Origin of the sequence: Flavobacterium chilense (assembly GCF_001602525.1) — a bacterium.
GTDB classification, from domain to species: Bacteria; Bacteroidota; Bacteroidia; order Flavobacteriales; family Flavobacteriaceae; genus Flavobacterium; species Flavobacterium chilense.
In genome coordinates, this window is record NZ_LSYT01000006.1 from 187,077 (window position 1) to 212,319 (window position 25,243).

Sequence of the window (25,243 nt, forward strand, 5' to 3'; positions counted from 1 at the left end):
ATATGAATTCACAAATTTTTCCAGCCTCATATCATCAGGAAAGGCTTTGGTTTATAGATAATTTTGAAAATGGAGTACTGTATGAAGCCGCACCGGTGTACCATAATGTTCCTTTGATCTTAAAAATTGATAAAAAATTAGAGGAAGATTTAGTAAAGAAAAGTCTTTTTATATTGCATGAAAGACATGAATCTTTAAGGACTAAAATCTTAGTAGAAAATGATGAAATAGTTCAATCTGTTGAAAAAGAAGCTCATGTATATTTCAAAATACATGATAAACGTAGTATTACCAATGACGAAAAACAGATTTCAGATTTTTATCATGGTTTAATTAATGAACCCTTTTCAATCGATGGTCAAAATCTATTTAAAGTTGATTTAATTGAATTAGCAGATGATTTAAATACATTAATATTTGTTGCACATCATATTATTTGTGATAGAAAATCAATGTTCATTATTCTTGAAGAATTTATTTCTATTTACAATTCATTATTACTTGATACTTCAGTAAATCTACCGGAATTATCAGTTCAATACGCTGATTATGCAAATTGGCAAAAAGAATTTTCTGAAGATACTATTGAAAAATTAATGATTTTTTGGCGTGAAAAATTAAGTTTTATTGAACCTTTAATTTTTCATACTGATGAGGTTAGAGACCCTATTCATATTTATGAAGCTGGTGTAATTACCCAAAAACTTCCAGAAAATATATCTAACGATATTAAGCAATTTGATGAAAACGAATATTATGTTTTTCTAACTGCATTTGAAGTATTAATGCATAAATATTCAGGACAAAGTAAAGTTGTTATCGGAACTATTTTCGAGAATAGGGAAATAGAAGATTTAAAAAGTGTCGTAGGGCCCATTTCAAATCTGATAGTGCTAAATAATGAGGTTTCTAAAAATGAAACATTTCAAGATACTATTTCGTTAAATAAATCTGTTCATCAACATTCATTAAATTTTGCTGTTTTACCATTTGATAAATTAGTAACAGAACTCAAGCCTGAAAAGGATATGAGTAGAACGGCTTTATTTGATGTACTGTTTCATTATGAAGATCATTCAAATGATAATTATAAAATTGGACAAACAAAACCTGAAATAATTGAAACAAATTTAGGATTAGGTAAATATGACTTCAATTTATTAATAACCAAACAGCAATCAGGTTATTTTATGCATTTTACATACAATAAACTGTATTATAATGTAGAAACAGCACAAAGAATTATAAATCATTATAGTAACTTATTATCAAACAATAATGTTTCTGGTTTATTGGTTTCTGATCTGCAATATGTTACAAAATTAGAAAAAGAGGAATCTCAGGCATTACTGGATAAAACAAATGTAAACTGGCCAAAAGAGGATACAATAGTCAAATTATTTGAAGAGCAAGCGCATCTGCATGCTTCTAAAACAGCTGTTATAGTCGAAAACAAGGAATACTTATATCAGGAATTAAATGATTTGTCTAACCAGTTTTCTGATTTTCTTATAAAAAACTACGATGTAAAACCTCAGGATTATGTTGCTCTTTTATTGCCAAGAAACGAAAAACAAATCATTGCTATATTGGCAATTTTAAAGTCTGGAGCTGTATATGTGCCTATTGATAAGGAATATCCCGAAGAGAGAGTACAATATATCCTGGATGATTGTTTGGCAAAAGTATGTATAGATGATAAAATATTTTTAGAATTTTTAGAATCGAAACAAGTATATTCTGTCAGCAATTCAAATCTTATTATTTCTCCCCAGGATTTAGCTTATGTTATTTATACCTCAGGATCTACCGGTAAGCCTAAAGGGGTAATGATAGAGCATAGAAATGTTGTTCGATTGTTTATTAATGATTCACCTCTTTTTGATTTTTCTGAAAACGATGTCTGGACAATGTTTCATTCTTATTGTTTTGATTTTTCGGTATGGGAAATTTACGGAGCATTGCTATTTGGAGGGTCATTAGTAGTAATTCCAAAAAATATAGCTATTGATGCCAATGCATTTTTAGATGTTTTAGTAACAAAAGGAGTTACTGTTTTAAGTCAGACACCATCGGCTTTTTATAATTTACTAACGATAAAACCATGGGAATCTGTAGATAAGTTAGCTTTAAGATATGTAGTTTTTGGGGGTGAGGCACTTCGCCCTGTTAAGTTAGCAGATTGGTATAAATTTTATCCGGATGTGAAACTAATTAACATGTATGGAATTACCGAAACAACTGTGCATGTTACTTATAAAGAAATTACCCAACAAGAAGTTTTATCAGATGTCTGTAACATTGGTATTCCAATCCCAACACTTTCTTGTTATATTTTAGATGAAGAAAGACGTATACTTCCTAAATTAATTCCTGGCGAATTGTGGGTTGGTGGTGAAGGTCTGGCAAGAGGATATCTTGGCAAACAGGAATTGACAGAAGAGAGATTTATATTAAACCCGTTTGGAGAAGGAAAACTTTATTCCTCTGGAGATATTGTTAGATTATTGTCTAATAATGAGATGGAATATATTGGCAGAAAGGACAATCAGGTTAAGATAAGAGGATTTAGAATAGAATTAGGTGAAATAGAAAAAGCACTTCTTAAGAATGAAGAAATTGAAGAAGCTGTTGTTATTGTAAGGGGAAACCAATATGGTGAAAATGAATTAATAGCTTATTTTTCATCAGAAAATAAACAGAATATAACCGTATTATCTTCTTTCCTGAAGTCAGTATTGCCACATTTTATGCTGCCGTCTTATTATGTACAGGTTGATCATTTTAGATTAAATAACAATGGTAAAATTGATAAATCTGTTTTGCCAGTAGTTGAAAATAATCATTTAAATAGCGGTGTTGAATATGTAGCACCAGGAAATCCTATTGAAGCAAGTCTTGTAGAAATTTGGCAAGAAGTTTTGTTGGTAGATAAAGTAGGTATAAATGATAATTTTTTTGAACTAGGAGGGAACAGCTTATTGGCTTTCCAGGTATTTAACAGGATTAGTAAAAAATTAGGAAAAAGTGTTCCGCTAAAAGTATTTTTTGAGAACCCGGTAATTTCAGATTTAAGTGGTCATTTGAAAGAATTGTTATATGTAACAATTCCAAATGTAGAACTAGCAGAATCATATCCCGTAACAACCTCTCAACATAGATTTTGGGTTTTAAGCCAGCTTGATGGAGCTTCATTGGCTTATAATATGCCAGAAGCAATTACTTTAAACGGAAAGATTGACGCTGAAAAATTTCAGGAATCATTTCAGATTTTAATTGACAGGTATGAAATTTTAAGAACTTATTTTAAAGCTAATGAAGAAGGAGAAGTTCGACAATATATTGTTCCGGCTGATTTAATAGATTTTAAGATTGATGAAAAAGATTTTAGAGGAGTAGCAGATCAGGATAAAGCAATTTCTAACTTCATGCAGGCTAAAAGTAAAGAGGTGTTTGACTTAGACAAAGCTCCTTTACTCAAAGTTTCAATGATTTGTGTAGATGATGATCGTTATATTTTCTTTTTGTCTATTCATCATATTATTGGAGATGGATTGTCAATGAAAATATTGGTGTCAGAGATTATAGAAATTTACGATGCATTGATTCAGGGGAAAACTATAAACTTGCCAGAATTAAAAATTCAATACAAAGATTATGCTGTCTGGCTAAACGGAGAAGTAAAAACAAATCAAATGCAAATAGCTGCAAAATATTGGTTTGATCAGTTTTCCGGAGAGTTACCAGTATTAGAATTGCCAAGTTTTAAAACGCGACCTACAGTCCAGACTTATAATGGAAAAAATATTTCGTATAAATTTCCTAAACACTTTTTAGAAAATCTACAGGCATTTTCAAAAAAACACGATGCTACGTTATTTATGACATTAATGGCTGGAGTAAAAGTACTGTTGCATAAATATTCTAGTCAAACAGATTTAATAAGCGGCACATCAATTGCCGGAAGGGCACATCCGGATTTAGAAAATCAAATTGGATTATTTTTAAACCTCTTGGCTATAAGAACTCAAATAGTAAAAGAAGAAAGCTTTGTAACACTTCTGGAGAGAGAAAAACAAACATTGCTGCAAGCTTATGAACATCAGTCTTATTCATTTGATGAACTTGTAGATAAGTTAAACCTTAAAAGAAGCAGAAACAGATCAGCATTGTTTGATGTCATGATAGATTTGCAAAGTCAAAATCAGGCAAATGATTCTGAAGCCAAAGAATCATTAAAAGATTTTACAGCAAAAGGATATGGTTTAGAAGTAAAAACTTCAAAATTTGATATTGAATTTGCCTTTGTCGAAACTGGAGATGCTTTAGCGTTAAATATTCGTTTTAATACAGATATTTATGATGAAGCTCAAATGACAGCAATGTTTTTGCATTTAGAAAATGTTTTTGAGCAAATAGCAAACAGTCCGGATATTCTTATTCAAAACATTGATTATTTAAGTTCTCTTGAGAAATCACGTCTTCTGGATGAATTTAACGATACCAAAGTAGATCTTGGAGAAGAAAAAACAGTTTTGGAATTGTTTAAAGATCAGGTTTTAAAAACACCTGATGCTGCTGCCGTTGTTTTTGGCTCAAAACGATTTACTTATCAGGATCTTGATACGATATCAAGTCAACTATCAAAAAGTTTAAAGAACGAATACGGAATCGAAAAAGGTGATCGTGTCGGAATTCAGTTGCATCGAAGTGAGTGGCCTGTTATTGCAATTCTTGCAGTATTAAAAACAGGAGGAGTTTATGTTCCTATCGATTCTGAACTTCCTGCAAACCGCAAAGCTTACATAGCCGAAGATACTGACCTTAAATTATTGATAACGGAAACTTCTTTTATCCTTGAACTGGATTTTTATCAGGGCAATGTCCTTTCGATCGATGTAGAGTTTGAAGCTTCTGCAGATCTTGTAAGTATTGACAATCCTGATGTAACCTTTGATGATCTTGCCTATATCATTTATACCTCAGGATCAACCGGCCAGCCAAAAGGAGTTATGGTAGGTTATGGTTCCTTATCCAACTATTTGTTATGGGCAAAAAATTATTATCTGCATGAAAACCTTTTAAATACCAATTTTGGTCTCTTTACGTCATTATCATTTGATTTAACCATAACGAGTTTGTTTTTGCCTCTTATAAGCGGCGGGACTCTTGAAATAAACCAGGGAGAACAGGTTGTGGATTTGTTACAGAGTTATTTAGCAAGTGATATATCCTGCATCAAATTAACACCATCTCATATTAGTGTTTTGGGAAATCTTGATATTAGTTCCGCAAATCTGGAAGTCGCAGTAGTGGGAGGAGAAGAGCTTCGTAGGGAACACATTGAGATCCTGCATCGCATAAACCCGTCAATTCGAATCTATAATGAATATGGACCAACGGAAACCACTGTGGGCTGTACTGTTCATGAAGTATCGTTGAGTGATGATAAAATTCTTATTGGTAAACCAATCTGGAATACTTCGATCTACATTCTGGATGAATTTAAAAATTTACAGACAGAAGGAGTTGTAGGAGAAATCTATATTGGAGGATCCGGATTAGCACACGGTTATTTTAATCGTGCAGATTTAACGGCAGATAAGTTTATATTGAATCCATTTAAAGCAGGCGAAAAAATATATAAAACAGGAGATCTGGGCAAATGGCTGCCAGATGGTACAATTGAATATAAAGGCAGAATCGATGATCAGGTAAAAATTCGTGGATATCGCATAGAACTTGGTGAGATTGAACGAAATATTTCTTTAGTAAAAGGAATTAATCAATCTGTAGTAACAGTAACAGAAAATGAATCAGATAAAGCACTGGTTGCTTATTTTGTAGCAGAAAACAAAATAGACAAAAAAATCATACAGGATGAACTTAGCAAGATTTTACCTGATTATATGGTTCCCGGCTATTATGTGCAGATTAAAGAAATGCCACTAACATCAAATGGAAAAATAAATCGTAATAAGCTACCAGAAGTAAGTGACGCTGACTTAATCAAAGAAGAATATATTGCACCACGAACTAAAGAAGAAGAGCTTTTGGTAAATGTATGGTCAGAAATATTAAAACGTGACCAACTTAGTGTTAAAGACAGTTTTTATAATCTTGGAGGTGATTCGATAAAATCTATCCAGGTAATATCAAGAATCAAACAAAAAGGATATACTCTAAAAGTAGAACAAATTTTACGAAATCCTATTTTAGAAGATTTAGCAAAGCTGGTCGAGTCAAATACAGTTTTTGTAGACCAGTCGGAAGTAAAAGGCCCAGTTCTACTGACTCCAATTCAGCAATATTTTTTTGAAAGCAATTTAATTCCTAACAAAAATCATTACAATCAATCCGTAGTACTAAAATGTAATATTGAGCTGGATTCTGATAATCTGGAACAAACAATAGCCACATTAGTACGTCATCATGATGCCTTACGTATGGTATATGACCCAGTTACTTATAATTGTGAACAATATAACGAAGACAGCTTAGAGAATCATTATAAAATTATTTTTAAAGATTTACGCGGAGCAGCTGTTGAGTCAGAAGAATTAGAAAAAGAAGGAGATAAACTTCAATCTGATTTTGATATTACTTCTGGTATACTCTTTCATGTTGGACACTTTAAAATGTCAGATGGAGATCGTCTTGTTCTTGTTGTGCATCATCTTGTGATTGACGGAGTTTCATGGCGTATAATTTTTGAAGATCTTTCAAATTTATATACTTCCTATCAGGCCAAAAATACAATATCTCTGCCTCAAAAAACAGATTCATTTCAACGTTGGGCTATTGGTCTTAAGGGATATGCCATAAGCGAAAAGATGAAGAAAGAGAGGGATTATTGGGAGAACTTGACAAAAGAAACAATTACACCCTTTAATACAGATTTTACTTTAGAGAATGTAATGTTAAAAGCAGATAGTTCAATTTCATTAAATCTTGATGCTGAGATTACGCAAAAACTACAAACCAACGTACATCATGTCTACAAGACTGAGATTAATGACGTATTGCTTACTGGGCTGGCTTTAGCACTACGAGAAGTTTTTGGGGTAGAAAAAAGTGTCTTAAAAATGGAAGGGCACGGACGTGAGGAAATAATTGATGGAGTCGATATTGGAAGAACAGTAGGTTGGTTTACCAGTGTTTATCCTTTTGTTCTTGACGTTTCTAACGCTGAAAATTTTGAAATTGTAAAAGTAAAAGAGTCTCTTCGCAATGTTCCTGATAAAGGAGTAGGATATGGGATTTTAAATTATTTAGACAAACGTTTTGCAAACGAATTAGTTTCGACAATTCAATTTAATTATTTAGGAGATTTTGGAGAAAATGTAGGAATAGAAAAGGAAGCATCATTATTTGATTTTTCTTCAGAAAAAATCGGACGTACTTCAGCTGTTGTTAATGAACAAAGTGATGTGTTACTGGATATTTCAGGTATGATGGTTTCTGGAAAACTAGGGATGTCTATACGTTATTCTTCTGATGCTTTTAATCAGGAAACAATACAAAAATTAGCGAATGCATATAAGAATCAGCTGATTATACTTATAGAAAAACTTTCAGAGGAAAAAAACAAATATTTAACTCCATCTGATCTTACCTATAATGGTTTGGATTACAATGAATTATCTGTGCTAAATTTTAATGGAAATATTGAAGATATATATACACTTTCTCCATTACAGCAAGGTTTATATTATCATTGGCTTGTTGATCACCTGAATCCAATGTATTTTGAACAGATTACATACAGATTACATTTTGAAGATCTTGATATCGAAGCAGTAAGACAAGCTTATAATCAGCTAGTAGATAGATATGCTGTTTTAAGAACCAGCTTTACCAATGATTATGGAATCCCGCTACAGATAGTCCATAAAAGTGTTTCTAGTAATTTTAGTTATATAACTCTTAACTATTTAGAGGATATAGAAAACCAGTTACATGTAATTAAGGAAGAAGACAAAGCAGAAGGTTTTAATTTCGAAAATCCTACACAAATGCGCCTTAAAGTTATAGAATTAGGAAATAATAGTTACGAATTTATCTGGAGTAGTCACCATATTTTAATGGATGGCTGGTGCATTAGTATATTGATCAACGATTTTTATAGAATGCTTATGGCTATTATCAATAATTATAAGTTGACTTTACCAGAGCCTGTTAAATATTCAACTTATATTAATTGGTTATCAAAAATAAATAAAGAAGAATCTTTAGAATATTGGAAGAATTATTTAAAAGGTATTGAATCAGTAACAGAAGTCCCATTTAAAAAAGTAAAAGAAAAGCAGCAAGTCAGTAATTTCAAAAAAGAGTTTTTACATGTAGAAGGCACTACTTTTGAGGATATTCGTGAGTTATGCAGTGAAATAGGTATTACTCACAATACATTTATTCAGGGAGCATGGGGTTATCTTCTTTCCCGATATAATAATACCAGTGATGTTGTTTTTGGGTCTGTAGTATCAGGTAGACCAGGAGAACTTTCAGGTGTAGAGAATATGGTTGGCTTATTTATAAATACTATTCCTGTAAGAATTAGATATTCTGAAAATGAAACCCCAAAAGAATTCTTAAAGAGATTGCATCTGGAAGTATTAGACAGTAATGCGCACCATTATCTTAATTTATCCGAAGTACAATCTCAAAGTAATCTTGGCATGGAACTAGTCAAGAATCTAATGATATTTGAAAATTATCTCGTTCAGGATGCGATTGAAGATGAAGTGCAGTCATTGTATGGTGATCAACATCAGAAAATCACAATCGAAGGAGTAAATGTTTTTGAACAAACAAATTATGATTTTAATATTATTATATCTCCATCTTCATCGTCTTTAATACTTGATTTTAATTATGATTCAGAAGTATTTGATTCAGCACTTATAAAGAATCTGGTAATTCATTTTTCAGGCGTAATTCAAGATTTTGTTGCAAAAGATATACAATTATTAAGCCAAATTGATTATTTATCAAAAGCAGAACATAATGAGCTTTTATTTGATTTTAATAATACAAAAATTAAATACCCTCAACATAAAACCGTAGTTGATTTATTTGAAGATCAGGTGAATAATTATTCCACTAAAACAGCAATTAATGATGGAATTACAGCATATACATATGCTGAGCTTTCGACTTTTTCAGGGCAGATATCTGCATTTTTAGATGCCACTTACGGTCAAAACGATAAATCACCAATTGCAGTTTTATTAGACAGATCATCTGATATGGTGGCAGTTTTGTTAGGAATTCTAAAATCAGGCAGATCATATATTCCGTTTGATCCAACTTTCCCTAAAGAGAGATTAAATTATATTGTAGAAAATAGCCAGGCTCAAATTATCATAACAGAAAAAGAACATGTTATACTTTGCGATGATAAAGTAAAAGTTTTAAAAATAGAATCTCTTTTAGAGGAGTTTTCTAAATATAAAGGGAATTCATCATCAAAAGCAAATCCAGCTGAAACGGCTTACATTATATATACTTCAGGATCCACAGGAAATCCCAAAGGGGTAGAAATAGGGCATAAATCATTAATTAATTTTTTAACAAGCATTCAGCAAAAACCAAAAATTACCTCAGAAGACACTTTATTTTCTGTAACTACCTATTCATTTGATATTTCAATTTTAGAATTTTTTGCCCCATTAATTTCTGGAGCTACATTATTTGTTGCAACTCAGGATTTATTATCAGATCCGTATTTGATTATTCAAAAAATTGAAGAAACAAATGCAACAATCATTCAGGCAACACCAAGTTTTTATCAAATGTTGTTTAATGCAGAATGGAACGGGAATAAAAAATTAAAAGTACTATGTGGAGGAGATTTGTTAAGTGAAGCACTTGCTGAAAAGTTACTGGTTAGTACTTCCTCTGTTTGGAATATGTACGGACCTACTGAAACAACGATTTGGTCAAGTTGTAAAAAAATAGAAGTTCCTGCTGATGCTTCTAATATTGGAATCCCAATAAATAATACACAATTTTATATTCTTGATAAATTTAATAAACTCTTGCCAAAAGGTATACCAGGCAACATTTATATAGGTGGTGCAGGATTGGCTAAAAGTTATTACAAAAATGAAGAACTAACAAAAAGTAAGTTCATAGCAAATCCATTTATAGAGGGTCACGATATTTATGATGTAGGCGATTTAGGATATTGGTTGCCGGATGGCAGCATAAAATTTCTTGGAAGAAAAGATAATCAGGTAAAAATAAGAGGATTTAGGATAGAATTAGGTGAAATCGAAACGATCTTACTCCAAAATAACACTGATATCAAACAGGCAATTGTCGATGTAAGACAAACAGGTAATGAAAAAATATTAGTTGCTTATTTTATTTCAGAAAATGAAATAAATAAAAAATCTTTACAGAAAAGTTTAAGTAAGATCTTACCAGATTATATGCTTCCGGGATATTACGTTCAATTAGATGTGATTCCATTAACAGATAATGGAAAAGTGGATCGTAAACGTTTACCTGGAGTAGATGGAAAAGATTTAATAAAAGAGGCTTACATAGCACCAAAAAATAAAGAAGAAGAAATGTTAATTACCATATGGTCAGAAGTCTTAAAACAAGAAAAAATAAGCATAAAAGATAACTTTTACAATTTAGGAGGAGATTCTATTAAATCAATACAAGTTGTTTCTCGCTTAAAACAAAAGGGATATTCAATAAAAATGGACACTTTTATTAAACAGCCTGTTATAGAAAAATTAGCAAAATTGATTGAAGCTAAAGAAGTTGCTCATATTGAATTAAGTAATGAAAACACAAATATTTTCGAAAATAAGAAATGGAATTATGATGATGTGATTGAATTATCACCAAATCAAAAACGCTTTTTTAAATCTAAATATTCATCTGTGATAATAAATTTTGAGATGTCATCTTTTAGAGAAGATAAATTTCAGGATCAATTTAGAATTTTTCTTTCAAATTTTCCAACTCTTACAGTAGAGTATAAAAAAGACAATGATAAAGTATTTCAGTATTATGTCTCTTCGGATAATGTAAAATTTAAGCTATTTATAAGTGATAAAATTGAACTAAGCTCTTCAAAAAGTAAAGAAAATGCAACAGAGTTTTTGCTAGGTAAATTTGATTTAATTGGCGGAGAACTAATCAAAATTTTGATACTGAAAAAAGATAAAAATAATAACAACAATGTAAGTGTTGTAATGGCATTACACCATTCATTGGCAGATAACTATACGTCAAAAATCATAAAAAGGGAATTAACTAACTTTTTTGAAGGTAAACAACAAGAAACAAATTATTACCATCCGTTCAGTTTTATAGCCTATCAGGAAAACTTTTTGAATTCACTGTCAGCAATAGAAGAAAGAAACTATTGGACAACAAAATTAGAGAAAGTAAAATTATCAGATAAGGATGAAATACAAAGAAATGAAAAGTTAGATTTTGTAATTCAGGAAACAATTATATACGGAGAAAATTTTAATCATATTCAAAAGTTTTCGTCACATAACAATATTCCTGTGAGTTCGTTATTCAATGCTTTTTTCGAAATGTTACTTTCTCATCTTGAAATAAAAGATAAAGAACTTTATAGAGTTTTAGTCGATTGTCGAGAGCAGGAAATTAAAAATTTCGATGTAGCAAAAATACTAGGAGTTATAGATAATATCATTCCTTTATCTTATATAGATTCTGAATTTAATCTGGACGGAATAAAAAAATGTTATTCTAATTATCTTGAGGCGAGACTTCATCAAAGAATACCATATGAGATAATACGTGAAGATTTACTAAAAACATCTAAAAAAGATTTAGATCAAAGCATATTAGGAAACTTCAATTTTCTTATAGAACAAGACCATATTAGTCTGAACGATACGACAATTCAATCTAAGGAATATGTTGATAAAATCTGCGATTTTGAAGGCATAAATTTAACATGCATTTTACATGAAAATGCTATCGAAATTAAATTGGTTTGCCTTAAAGAAATATATGACGCTAAGACTGATCACATATTGCTGCATAATAGTATCAAAAAAATGATGCGGTTAATTAATGAATAGACTTATGCTGTTCTTATTACCATATTTCATAAATAAATAGTTAAGCTTTTAATAAAATACATATTAGCAAAAAATATGTACAATCTAAATCAAATTAAAAACGTGAATAAATTAATCCTATTAATAACTTTAGTTCCATTTTTTTGTTTTTCACAAATAAAAATAAGCGGAAAAGTAGCAAGCAAATCAGAATCTATTCCTTTTGCAAATGTAATCGTAACTGACCAGTCTAATAAAATTGTACAAGGTGTAGTAACGGATGAGACGGGGCATTTTGAATTTAAAATTCAGAAAGGTATTTACAACTTAGCTGTAAATCATATGAATTTTGAGAGTTATAGTAAAGAGATAACAACAGAAAAAGAACAAATTTTGGATGATATCGTTTTAAACGAAAAATCCAATACTTTAAATACTGTAGTTGTTAATAATACACCAAAAAAAAGGATTACGAGAACTATAGATCGTATGATAGTTAACGTTGAAGATAATCCTAGTGCAATGGGAGGAACTGCAATCGATGCTCTTAAAACATTGCCAGGATTGGTGTTAAAGAACGATGAAATAGTAATGTTGGGTAAAAGTAATGTGAGGATAATGGTAGATGGAAGAATGATACAATTATCAGGAGATGATTTAAAAAGTTTTTTAAATTCAATATCAGCAAATGATATTAAGGAAATCGAAATTATAACTACACCACCAGCTAAATATGAAGCAGAGGGCAATAGTGGTATAGTTAATATTGTATACAAGAGAGGTAAGAATAATTCCTGGAATAATGGCACCTATTTTTCGTATACACAGGCAAAATTAGGAAAGGAATCTTTAAGAAATACTTTTAGTTATCAAAAAGATAAAATAAGTTTACTCTTTAGTCTTGGATATGAAAGAGGTAACGAATATACAAGAGAAGAAACCGAAATATTTTATACAGATCAGCCTAATAAACTATCCAGTGATCAGGATGCTAAAATCAAAGATTTTTCGACACGTTTTTTACTTGATTATAAAATAAATCCAAAAACTAAAATAGGAGTGCAATATCTTGGAGGCTTTAAAGATAAAGACTCTGATGATACTTTTAATACTTCGATTTTTAATAATAGCGGAGACATCGATTCTTATTTAAAAGGTAAAGGAGTTACAAATACTACCAATAGAAATAATTCCCTAAATACACACTTGGAAAGTCAATGGATAAATTCAGGTAAGATGTTTATTGATTTAGACTTTTTAGATTATACTAAAAGGCAAAATAGTAATATAGTTTCGGGAAGATATAATTCAGCAGAAGAATTTGTCGAAACAAATTTCGCGAACTTAGGTAATTCTGATCAAAGAATAGTAAACTATAGTCTAAAAGCAGATTTTGAGCATCCTCTTTCATTTTTTAAATTATCTTATGGACTTAAGTTTAGTAATAGTAATACAGAATATGACTTAAACAATTATAATGCAATAACTGGAGAGCCGGTATTTAACCCGGATCAGTCTAATCAATTTGAGTTTGGCGAAAACATTCAGTCGGCTTATGTTAATGTATCAAAAAAGTTTAATGATAAATGGGAAACTCAAATTGGACTTCGATCAGAGAATACACAAACAAGAGGCGAATCTGACCAATTAGATTTACTGAACAGAAATGAGTATTTAAAGTTTTTTCCAACATTTTATCTTACTTATCACAAAAATGAAAATAATACTTTTATGCTTAGCTATAATAAAAGGTTAAGCAGACCAAGTTATTTTCAGTTAAATCCATCGAGATATTATATAAGCAGCCAGTTATCTTATATGGGGAATCCATATTTGACACCATCTTATAATAACGGGATTGATTTTACACACGTTTACAAGAATAATTTATCGACTAAAGTGTCTTTCAACGTTAGAACAGATTCTTATAATCTTATTTTTGATGTAAATGATACTACAAAAGAGCAAATATCTACTTATAAGAACTATTATACAAATTATAGATATTCATTATCTGAAAGTTATCAGATTAAATATGCTTCCTGGCTAAAATCTGAAAACTCATTATTTTTAATGTATTCAAAATCAAAAAAAACAGATAATACCGTCGATGCAGTTTTGGTTGATGGATGTGTATTGGCTTTATCTATAAATAATTTCATCACATTCAATGAATCAAAATCAATTGTTGGTGAAGTCGATTTTTCATACAATACGCCATATAATGATAATATTTATCATTCTTCTCAGGCAAGTTCATTAGATCTGGCAGTGACATTCAAATCAATTTTAAAAGATCTTAATCTTACCGCCGGATTTTATGATGTTTTTAATACTAGTCGAAGTAAGATATTTTCAGAAGTTAACGGAATAAAACAAAACTTCATTAATTATCCCAGTAACAGATATTTTAGACTATCACTAGCTTATAATTTTGGAAATAAAAAGATTTCTACCAAGGAAAGAAATTTTGGAAATGAAGACGAAAGACGTAGAAGTAATTAATTTAAGATTTACACCCAATGAATAATACGATGAAATATCAATTATTTCTACTTCATTTTGCAGGAGGTAGTACATATTCTTTTGATTTTATAAAAAAACATATCAATTCAGACATTGAATTTATTCCGCTTGAATTGCCAGGCAGAGGAAAAAGATGTAATGAAAAATTGTTAAAAACTAAAAGAGAAACCATATTAGATTACTTCAATCAAATAAAGGCATTAAGAAATGATAAACCGTATATTATTTATGGTCATAGTATGGGTGCTACATTAGGATTATCTGTTGTAGAAAAAATGGAAAACAGTAATGATGCGCCATCAGCCTTAATAGTTTCTGGAAATCCAGGTCCCGGAGTATATAAAGAGGATAAAACCATTAGATATTTATTAGACGATATCGAATTTAAAATTGTATTGAAAGAATTAGGTGGAATTCCTGACGAAGTTCTCGACAATGATGAATTATATGAGTTTTTTAGTCCAATAATCAGAGCCGACTTTGAGACACTTGAAAATGATAATTTTTCAGAAAAAGGTATTGTTATTAATACTCCGCTCTATGCTATGATGGGCGATGAAGAAGAAACAAGTGACAGGATTGAAAATTGGAAAAATTTTACCAATGATGATTTTCAATATAAAATTTTAAAAGGAAACCATTTTTTTATTTATGAACACACTGCAGAATTGGTAAAGGTATTTGAACATTATTCTGATAATCTAATTGTTAAATAATTTATTATGATCAAACTAAAACTTAAAGAATTACTATATATAGTTTTCTACGCACTTTCTAATACGATTCTAAGCTTTGGAATTATATATATAATCAATAGTACTGTTTCTGGAAAAGTTGAATTCCAGAATGATTATATGGGAATCGTTTTCGTTGCTACTGTGGTTTATACTTATTTATTAAATATAAATTTTCAAAAATGGCTCAATAAGCTTACTTATGATATACTATATAAAAATGAAGAGTTAATTTTTTATAAAATATTGAAAGCTCCATTGCTAACCTTAGAAAGATTAGGTTCACAAAGATTCTACACCACTATTGAAGATTTAAGGGTTTTTTCGTCTTTTCCGGAAGTCGTAACACATACTTTCAATTCTTTATTAATGCTGATACTATGTTTGGTGTATCTCTTTACATTATCTGTTCCTTCAGCGATTATAGTTGTTGTTTTAATAATTGTAGTAGCATTTATTTACTTTTTTGTAATTAATAAAATGGCACCCTTAGTAGATAAATTAAGAAAATATAACGAATCATATTTTAAATATGTAGAAGATGTAATAAAAGGATTTAAGGGCTTGAAATTAAGCTCTCACAGAAGCGATAATCTGATGAATAAATTTCTGGCGCCAAATAGAAGATTGGCAAAAGATCTGGATTTCAATGTTAATTTCGTTTTTCTATCCATCAATTTAATTAGTCAGTATGGGTTGTACTTAATCATTGGTACTATTCTTTTTCTCCTGCCTGTATTTGATCTTTTAAAGCGAGAAGATGTTATTACTTATGTCATGATTTTAATGTTTATTTCAGGACCAATTAATAATTTAATCAATATGCAAAGAGTTTATACCAGACTATTTGTAGGTAAAAACAGAATTAGAAAATTCTTAAATGATTTTGATATAAGTGCTGAAGATCTTATAGAAACGGACAATAAAACTAATGAAGAAATTGATTTTAATGAACTTGAATTTGAAAATATCCATTTTAACTATCAAAATAACTCTTTAGAGAATTCATTTAGCTTAGGACCTGTTAATCTATCTGTACAAAAAGGAGAAACGATATTTGTTATTGGCGGAAACGGAAGTGGAAAAAGTACATTTATTAATATTCTAACTGGTTTGTATAAACCCTCAGTAGGGAAAATAATTTTAGATAATCAAATCGCAGACAAAGATAATCCTGTTCAAAACTTAATTTCTGCAGTTTTTACGGATAATTATATTTACTCTAATAACTACGACAATTACTCTCTTGAGAATAATAAAAGATATCAGGAATTGTTAGAAGTGATGGAACTGGATAAGATCATCCTGGACGATAAAGAAGACTCAGCAAGAAGAAACTTTTCTAAAGGACAAAGTAAAAGAATGTCTTTGATTTTTGCTCTTCTTGAAAACAAACCAATTTTAGTACTCGATGAGTGGGCTGCAGATCAGGATCCCCATTTTAGAAAGTATTTCTACGAAAATTTGTTACCTAAACTTAAAAACGAAGGAAAAACAATTATTGCAGTAACTCATGATGATGCTTACTTTAAGCATGCTGACAGAATAATTAAATTTGATTACGGACAAATTGTAAAAGATTTTAATGTAAAAGAAGAATCGCTAAACAGCGAGAGTTTATGGTACACTGAAATTAATAATTAGCCAGTGTTTCTATTGAGCAAAATTTCTAACCTTATAGCTCTATTATTATGAAACTAACCTTACCGCAACAAGATATCTATTTTGAGCAATTATTATATCCTAATGAACCTATCTATAATATTGGGGCAAAAATTGAAATTAAAGGACATATCAATATTGATGCATTTCAAAAAGCATATCATGAGCTTATTAACCAACATGATGCTTACAGAACAAGACTGATTAAAGATCAGGAAAATATACGATTAAAAATAATTGAGAATCATGATTCTCAATTAGGTCTTGTAGATTTTTCTGATAGTGAAACAGCTTATGAAACAGCTAATTTGTATATGCAGGAAGAATTCTCTAAACCCTTTAATTTATTTGGAGAAAGTCTTTTGCACGTTTTTACTTTAGTAAAAGTAAACGACGGATTTTATTATTTGTTTTCGGTCTATCACCATATCATTACAGATGGTTGGGGAACATCACTAATGTTTCAGCGTCTGGTCCAAAACTATAACGAGATCTTTGAATTTGGGACCGTACAAACAGAATATTCTTTTACTTATAAAGATTTTATAGAAGATGACGCGTTATATACCAACTCAGAATCTTTCATGGAGAATAAAGTATATTGGAAAGACAGGTTTAAAGTCCTGCCAGAAAATTTATTCGATAAAATAGAAGATTCAGGGCGAGCCAATAAAAGCAGCCGAAAAGTACTAATTATTAAAAGAGAGATTTATAATCAATTAAATCAATTGGCTGATAGTTACAATTGTACAACCTTTCATTTGATACTCGCTTTGATGTATACTTATTTTGGAAGAAAACATCAAAACAATGATTTTGCAATTGGTTTACCGGTTTTAAACAGAAGTAAATCAAAATACAAAAAAACCGTTGGACTCTTCATGGGAATTTCTCCTTTAAGAATGAATCTTGATTTTAATGCAACAGTCGAACAGTTGACAAAAGATCTAAAAAACCAATTGCGAAACGATTATCGCCATCAAAGATTTCCTTTAGGTAAACTTATTCAGGAACTTCAATTGTTTCAGGAAAAAGAAAGATTATTTAATATCACACTTTCTTATGAAAAACAGAATTATTCTAATGATTTTCAAAATACAGTTACAGAGGTAATTCCATTAAGTCATCAGTCAGAGCGAGTGGCTTTAGCATTATACATAAGAGAATTTGATGAATCTAAAGATGTGAAAATTGATTTTGACTATAATCTGAATTATTTTAATAATTCGGGAATAACCACTATTGTCAATCATTTCGAAACCTTGATTCATGATGTTATAAAAAGCCCTGAAAAAAAACTAAGAGAATTAAATTATTTATCTGAAGAAGAGTTAAATCATATACTTATAAATCTTAATAATACAGAAGTAATTTATCCAAAAGAAAAAACAGTAATTAATTTGTTTCAGGATCAGGTACTTAAAACTCCCGGAAAAGAAGCATTAAAAGATGAGACCAGATCTTATTCGTATGCTGAGCTTGATACTTTGTCTAGCCAGATAGCAGAACAGCTTATTACAATTTATGGCAAAAAAGACCGATCTCCAATAGCAGTTCTATTAGAAAGATCTGCAAATTTGGTAGTTGTTTTATTAGGAATATTAAAAGCTGGAAGACCATATATTCCATTGGATCCTGCATTTCCAAAAGATAGATTGCGTTATATAATCGAGAACAGTCAAAGCAAAGTACTTTTTACCCAAAAAGATTATGATCTGGATAATCTGGAGGAAGTAGCAGTATTGGAATTAGAAAATATTCTGGAAAAAATAGATGATTTTAAAGGCGTTATCGCTAAAACCATTTCACCCGAAGATACGGCCTATATCATCTATACATCTGGTTCTACAGGAAATCCTAAAGGGGTTGAAATAGGACATCAATCACTGGTTAATTTCCTGATAAGTATTCAGGAATCTCCCGGAGTAAATGCAAATGACCTGTTTTTTTCGGTAACAACCTATTCATTTGATATTTCAATATTAGAGTTTTTTGTACCACTAATATCAGGCGCTATTTTATATGTAGCCGATAAAAATGTTTTAGCAGATCCTGGTTTAACTATTAAAAAAATAGAAGAAATAAAACCTACCATAATTCAGGCTACACCAAGTTTTTACCAAATGCTTTTTAACGCCGATTGGCAAGGAGATAAAGGATTAAAAATATTGTGTGGAGGTGATTTATTAAGTGAAACATTAGCGGATAATCTAATTAATAAAAGCTTAGAAGTCTGGAATATGTATGGACCAACAGAAACTACAATATGGTCGAGCATAAAAAAACTAGAATCCCCCCAAGATGCTTCTAACATTGGAAAACCAATACACAATACCCAATTTTATATTCTGGATCAATATTTAAATCCAATGCCACTAAAAACCGTCGGAGCAATTTATATAGCAGGAGATGGTCTGGCAAAAGGGTATTATAAAAATGAAGCGCTGACAAAGGAAAAGTTTATCAATAATCCTCTTGCCCCAGGGACCTTATTATACGAAACAGGTGATTTGGGAAAATGGAATGAAAAGGATGAAATAGACTTTTTAGGACGTAATGATAATCAATTTAAAATTAGAGGATATAGAATTGAACTGGGAGATATAGAAACTCAGTTAAATCAGATCTCAGGGATAAAAGCTGCCATTGTTATTGCAAAAAAAGAAGACAATCAGGAAGCTTTTCTCGTAGCGTATGTTTTAAAAAATGAGGAAGAAATTGATCTTGCAGAGATTATGATTCATTTGCAAATGAACTTGCCTTTTTATATGATACCAAATGTAATTGTCCCGTTAGAAGAATTTCCATTAACTCCAAATCAAAAAATTGACAGAAAGAATTTAGTGCAAAGGAGTATCATACGCACCAAAGGTGATTTTAAAAATGCTGATTCTAAAATTGAAAAGGCACTTTTAAAATATTGGAAAGAAGTTTTAAACAGAGAAGATATTAGTGTAAATGATAACTTTTTTGCTCTTGGCGGTCATTCTTTAAATGCAGTTAGATTAACGGGATTAATAGCGAAACATTTGTTATTTGAAATTACACTCAAAACAATTTTTGATTATCCTACAATTGAATTATTGGCAGAATATCTGGAAAGCTTAACACCAACTCAAACAGTGGTTATTCCATTGCAGGATCATAAAGAATTTTATGAGTTAACACCAACACAATATAACATTTGGCTGGCATCTCAGGACGAAAATAGTTCGATCGCGTACAACATGTTTATGGCATATAAAATAGACGGAAGCATTGATATAGATAAACTTGAAAAAGCGATAAATAAAATCGTAAGCAAATACGAAATCTTAAGAACGAATTTTATAGAAATAAATGGAGTCCCTTATCAAAAAACGAATTTGCATAATCCTGTTCAAGTGCCTGTTCCTGTGATAGAAGTGCAAAAAGAAGAAACTGATAAAATAATATATCAATTAAATAATACCGCATTTAATTTTCAGAAAGATTCTTTGATTAGAGCGTATTTGCTTCAGGAAACAGATCAGACTATACTATTGTTCTGTACACATCACATTATAATGGATGGCTTGTCTCTGGAAATTTTCGTGAATGAATTTATTAAAAATTATAATGAAAGCAGTTTTCTAGTAGCATTGCCGGATGAAGATCAATTGGCATTTCAATTCAAAGATTATTCAGAGTGGTTTAATAAAACAATACATCTGAATAAAGCTAAAAATGAATCTTTTTGGAATGGATATCTTCAAAATTATTTACCTAAAGATACATTTTACAAAGATTTTAATCCAAAACAAAACCCGCAAAAAGCTTCAGGATATTCATTTGAAATTACACCTGAAGTCACTTTGGCTTTAAAAGATCTGGCGATTCAGGAAAAAATTACTTTTTATGGAGTGTTAATATCGGCTTTGAATGTTTTGATCTACAAAGAATCTAACCACACAGATATTTGCATTGGAACAGTAAATTCAGGAAGAAATATTTCAGGATTGACCAACCAAATCGGAATGTTTGTTAAGACTGTTATTTTAAGAACACAAATTTCGGCAGATATTGCATTTACAGATTTATTAAAGGAAATACAAAATAATCTGTTACAGATAGATGATTATCAAGATATACCGTTTGATAAAATTCCTAAATCAATTTTTGATGTCTTATTCGTATATCAAAATCCTGAATTTACTTTTGATGAAATTACGCTGATAGATAATTTAAAACTAACATCTTATCCGGTTGAAAGTAAGTTTAGCCGAATGCCGATTGTCTTTAATTTATTTGAAAGTGAAAATAAACTCAAAGGAAACATCGATTATAATCCTGATTTTTTTGAAGAAGAAACTATTGAATCTATTGTAGAAAAGTACGCTAAAATTCTAACAGAAATAATAGAAAATGCAACTGCAAAAGTAGATTCAATTGACGCCAGATCTGAAACTGAAAAAAACACTGCTTTTGATTTTGAATTTAATTTTTAAAATAGAATTGCCGTGATACATTTATACTATACATATCTGTCTAAGGAAAATCATGAAAAACTATTGCAAAATAGTTTAGCAAAATTTCCAAGTGATTTTCAGGATAGAATTAAAAAATTTCGAAGATGGCAAGATGCACAATTTTCACTTCTGGGAAGAGTAATGCTTTTTAAAGGAATTGAAGAAGTAAAAAAGCAAAATTGCGATACCAGCGAAATAAAATACACCATGTACAATAAACCTTATTTTGAAGATAGTTTGGTTCAGTTTAATATTTCGCATTCAGGGGAAATAGTGGTTTGTGCATTAAGTGATGAGCATCAAATGGGAATTGATATTGAAGCTATAACGAATATTGAACTTCAGGACTTTAAATCTCAAATGACAGAAAAGGAGTGGAGGACTGTTAATGATTCCAATGATAAAAGAGAAACTTTTTTTAATTACTGGACACAAAAAGAAGCTGTCATAAAAGCCCATGGTCATGGATTATCAGTGCCATTAAAATCCTTTGAAATCCGGGATAATACAACCCAAATTAACGATCAGGTTTTTTATTTAAAAGAAGTCAATATCGACAAAAACTATAAATGTTATATCTCATCTAAAATAAATATGAAAGAGGTAATTGTAAAAAAATATAACACAATAAGTAATTTAATTTAAAATGGAAAATATAAAACGATTATTTTTATTACTATGCATCTTACCAGGATGTTTGTTTGCTCAAACAAGTAATTTAAAATTAGAAAAAGCAACTTCTTTTTTTCCGGATAATAAAAAAATCAACAATGAATGGATTGAGTGGAACTATTTAATAGTTCCTGAAAACTGGGAAAAGCCAAATGGCAAAACAATTAAAATTGCAGTTGCAATACTAAAAGGTACAGAAAGTAATGCAGCATCAAATCCAATTGTATATATAGAAGGCGGTCCGGGTGCAGGAGGAATAAAAGGAATCGCAGGATGGTTTAGCCATCCGCTAAGAAAAAAAAGTGATATTGTTTTGATTGACGTAAGAGGAACTGGTTTTTCATCTCCTAAATTCTGCCCCGACTTAGGAAAAACTTTTTTAGAAATATTAGCCAAAAATCAGAATAAAAAACAAGATGAACAGCAAAAAGCAGTAGCTGCAATGCTTTGCAAAGAAGATTTAATTAATAGAAATATTGATATAAATGCTTATGATAGTAAAGCAATTGCAAAAGATTTAAATGCTTTAAAAAGTCTCTTAAAGTATGAAAACTGGAATGTTTATGCTATTTCTTTCGGAACTTATACCGCTCAGGTATATGCAAATGATTTTCCTCAAGATATAAAATCATTAATTTTAGACTCATCAATTTCAGATATTTCGCAGTATTATAATCTTAATACTAAAAATTATATGAGTAGTCTTGAAAGAGTTTTTAAAGATTGCGAAAACAATCCGGATTGCAATAAACGATATCCAAATTTAGAAGCCACATATTATGCAACAATAGTAAAATTAGAAAAGAATCCAATTACCGTTAAGACGGATAAAAAAATAATTCCCTCAGGAAATTTTACTTATAATGCCGAAGATTTTAAAGTCGCTATTCAACAATGTCTGTATCAGAAAAAATTAATACCAGTATTACCTTTATTAATTACTCAATTTAACACTGGAAACAAAAGTGCTTTGAGTGCACTGGTAAGTTCATTTTCTGGAGCTTTAAGTCTTGATTATGGAGCTTATTATTGTGTAAGCTGCAATGAAGCAATCCCTTTTAATTCAGTTTCTGAGTTTGATAAAAATGCTGGTAAGTATCCTAAGTTAAAAGGAGGATTATCTTTTTACAGATCTGATTTCCTTGTTTGCGATAAATGGAATTCAGGGATTATTAAAAAAGATAAGGTTGCTAATGATTTATCAAATTTATCTGCATTATCAGTTCCGGTTTTAGTTTTTTCAGGAAAATTTGATCCAATTACGCCAATAGAAAACGGTAAAGTGACCGTCAAAAAATTTAAAAAAGCATTTTTAGTTGAAGCTCCTGTATCTGGTCACGGCTCTAGTTTTTCGAGTTTAGGAGCAAAAATTGCAAATGAATTTATAAGTGCCCCGAATAAGACCCCTGATGTTCATGATTTTCAGTCCAACCCTAAAGTAGATTTTATTACTGATGTAAAAATAAATGGCGGAATCTCTAAATTCGCAACTAGCCTGAATGAATTTAAAATTTTATTTTTTGCGCCATTAATCATTGCAGTTGTTATTCTTGTTATTTCGATAATTAGTTTTCTATTTTATTTGATAAAAAGAAAAGAAGATAATAATGCCAATAAACAAATCAAGATATTGGTTATCGTAACCGCTATAATAGGACTTTTTACTATTACAGGATTAATCACAGCAGTATTTGAAACGGCTCAAAGAAATTTTTATATACTGGCTTTTGGAGTTGCTAATAAGTTTAATTATCTGTTTATTCTTCAATGGATTTTTATTGGATTTATAATACTTTCAGGACTGTACTTTATTTTAAGAATTAGATCTATTTCAAATCCAAGTGTGGTTGCAACAGTATTATTTTCACTTGTTTTAGTAGGCGTTTATTTTGAATATTGGGGCTTTTTATTATAAACATTTCGAGTGTGTTTATACTTAATTGCTCATAAAAAACTCCATTATTTTTAATGGAGTTTTTTATGCTTAGAAATATTCATTATTTGTTTCTTAATATTATTTCTTTAGTAACTTGTTTAAAACAGTTTTACCATTTTCGCTGTGAGGATCTAATTCAAGTGACTTTTGATACATTTTAATAGCATCATCTTTTTTACCACATTGCAGTAAAGCTTCATCATAACTATCATAAATATTCGCACTCTTTAGGAAAAGTAAAGTTGCGATATGAAATGTTTCTAGATAATTAGCACTTTTTCTGACTTCTCAGGAATTGATCCCCTAATCGATTAAAATCTCTTTTGGTGACTTCATATGAGCTTGGATTTTTTAATATTCTTCAATCAATTGATTTGTTTTTTCTTTATTTCCACTTTCTAGTAAACTGACTTAAATCCTTGAAAGATTTTGCTCAAGAACATTATAAGGTTTGTTGTCTAGTATTTGAAAAACGGTATTTGAGATGTTTATAACTGGACTATATCCTATATTTGATAAAAGTGTCATGGTTTGTTTTTTTATTAAATTATGAATCTAAATAAGAAGAAAGTCCGGTGATAGATTCATCATGGAAAACTATTTTCCCGTTACTTTTATCAGTAAACATTGCCCATTCAAAATCATGACTTATTTCTTTTCCTTCTAAAATATAAGTGACTTTTTCCATCGTTAAGTGTTGTCGCCATTAACGCTTGCTCTAGTTCTTTCTTATTATAATTACAAGCGGTTTTATAAATTTTACCACGGAATTGTTTTAATGCTTGTCTGCTTTTTAAGATGGCTTTCATATTTAAGGAACTGCTCCAGTTTCAAGATAAACGAACTTGATATTTCGAATGTCTGCTTGCTATTAATGAATTAATTACTTTTGGTGAAGTTTAAAAATAGGTCTTTTGCCCTTTTGCATTTCTGTAGTGAAGCTGGTGTACGCTCTCCGGAATTAACTCTTTTGGGTTTTGAGGTAGAAATTTGTTTTTAACATGGGATCTAATTTTAAAATTAATAATCAAAGTGAATTAAAAATTTTAAGAGAGCCCACTGATAGATAGTAGGGAATGTCTAGAGAATTCTTTTTTAGTGTGCCTAATTTCAGAAAAAATATCTGAAATTTTTAGGTACACCGATAGGTAAGCTATTCTTGAC

The 25,243-nt window shown here is 30.2% G+C and carries 8 protein-coding genes; 7 read left to right on the top strand and 1 reads right to left on the bottom strand.

Features of this window, described 5'->3' with window-relative positions:
- Window positions 1-2: 2 nt before the first annotated feature.
- The 7 genes from A4F88_RS14810 to A4F88_RS14840 all read left to right on the top strand — a co-directional run bounded on the left by A4F88_RS14810 (window position 3) and on the right by A4F88_RS14840 (window position 24,058).
- Window positions 3-12,083, top strand: a complete 12,081-nt coding sequence (locus tag A4F88_RS14810; RefSeq protein WP_068843425.1) for a non-ribosomal peptide synthetase — start codon at window positions 3-5, stop codon at window positions 12,081-12,083.
- A 102-nt stretch (window positions 12,084-12,185) separates the two neighbouring features.
- A complete protein-coding gene (locus A4F88_RS14815) occupies window positions 12,186-14,567 on the top strand; it encodes a TonB-dependent receptor (protein WP_162268797.1) in 2,382 nt (793 codons plus the stop codon).
- Window positions 14,568-14,596: 29 nt separating this feature from the next.
- Window positions 14,597-15,304: a thioesterase II family protein gene (locus A4F88_RS14820; RefSeq protein ID WP_068843426.1), complete on the top strand. Its 708-nt coding sequence runs from the start codon at window positions 14,597-14,599 to the stop codon at window positions 15,302-15,304.
- Between the two features lie 6 nt (window positions 15,305-15,310).
- Entirely contained in the window at window positions 15,311-16,966 is a 1,656-nt protein-coding gene (locus A4F88_RS14825) for a cyclic peptide export ABC transporter (RefSeq protein ID WP_068843427.1), read from the top strand.
- 47 nt (window positions 16,967-17,013) lie between these two features.
- Complete coding sequence (locus A4F88_RS14830; protein WP_068843428.1) at window positions 17,014-21,450, top strand: non-ribosomal peptide synthetase; 4,437 nt, start codon at window positions 17,014-17,016, stop codon at window positions 21,448-21,450.
- 12 nt (window positions 21,451-21,462) lie between these two features.
- A complete protein-coding gene (locus A4F88_RS14835) occupies window positions 21,463-22,116 on the top strand; it encodes a 4'-phosphopantetheinyl transferase family protein (RefSeq protein WP_068843429.1) in 654 nt (217 codons plus the stop codon).
- Between the two features lies 1 nt (window position 22,117).
- Window positions 22,118-24,058, top strand: a complete 1,941-nt coding sequence (locus A4F88_RS14840) for an alpha/beta fold hydrolase (RefSeq protein WP_068843430.1) — start codon at window positions 22,118-22,120, stop codon at window positions 24,056-24,058.
- 568 nt (window positions 24,059-24,626) lie between these two features.
- Here A4F88_RS14840 and A4F88_RS25475 read toward each other — a convergent pair.
- Window positions 24,627-24,767 (bottom strand): hypothetical protein, encoded by a 141-nt coding sequence (locus tag A4F88_RS25475; RefSeq protein WP_156062666.1) that lies wholly within the window; start codon window positions 24,765-24,767, stop codon window positions 24,627-24,629.
- Between the last annotated feature and the right edge of the window lie 476 nt (window positions 24,768-25,243).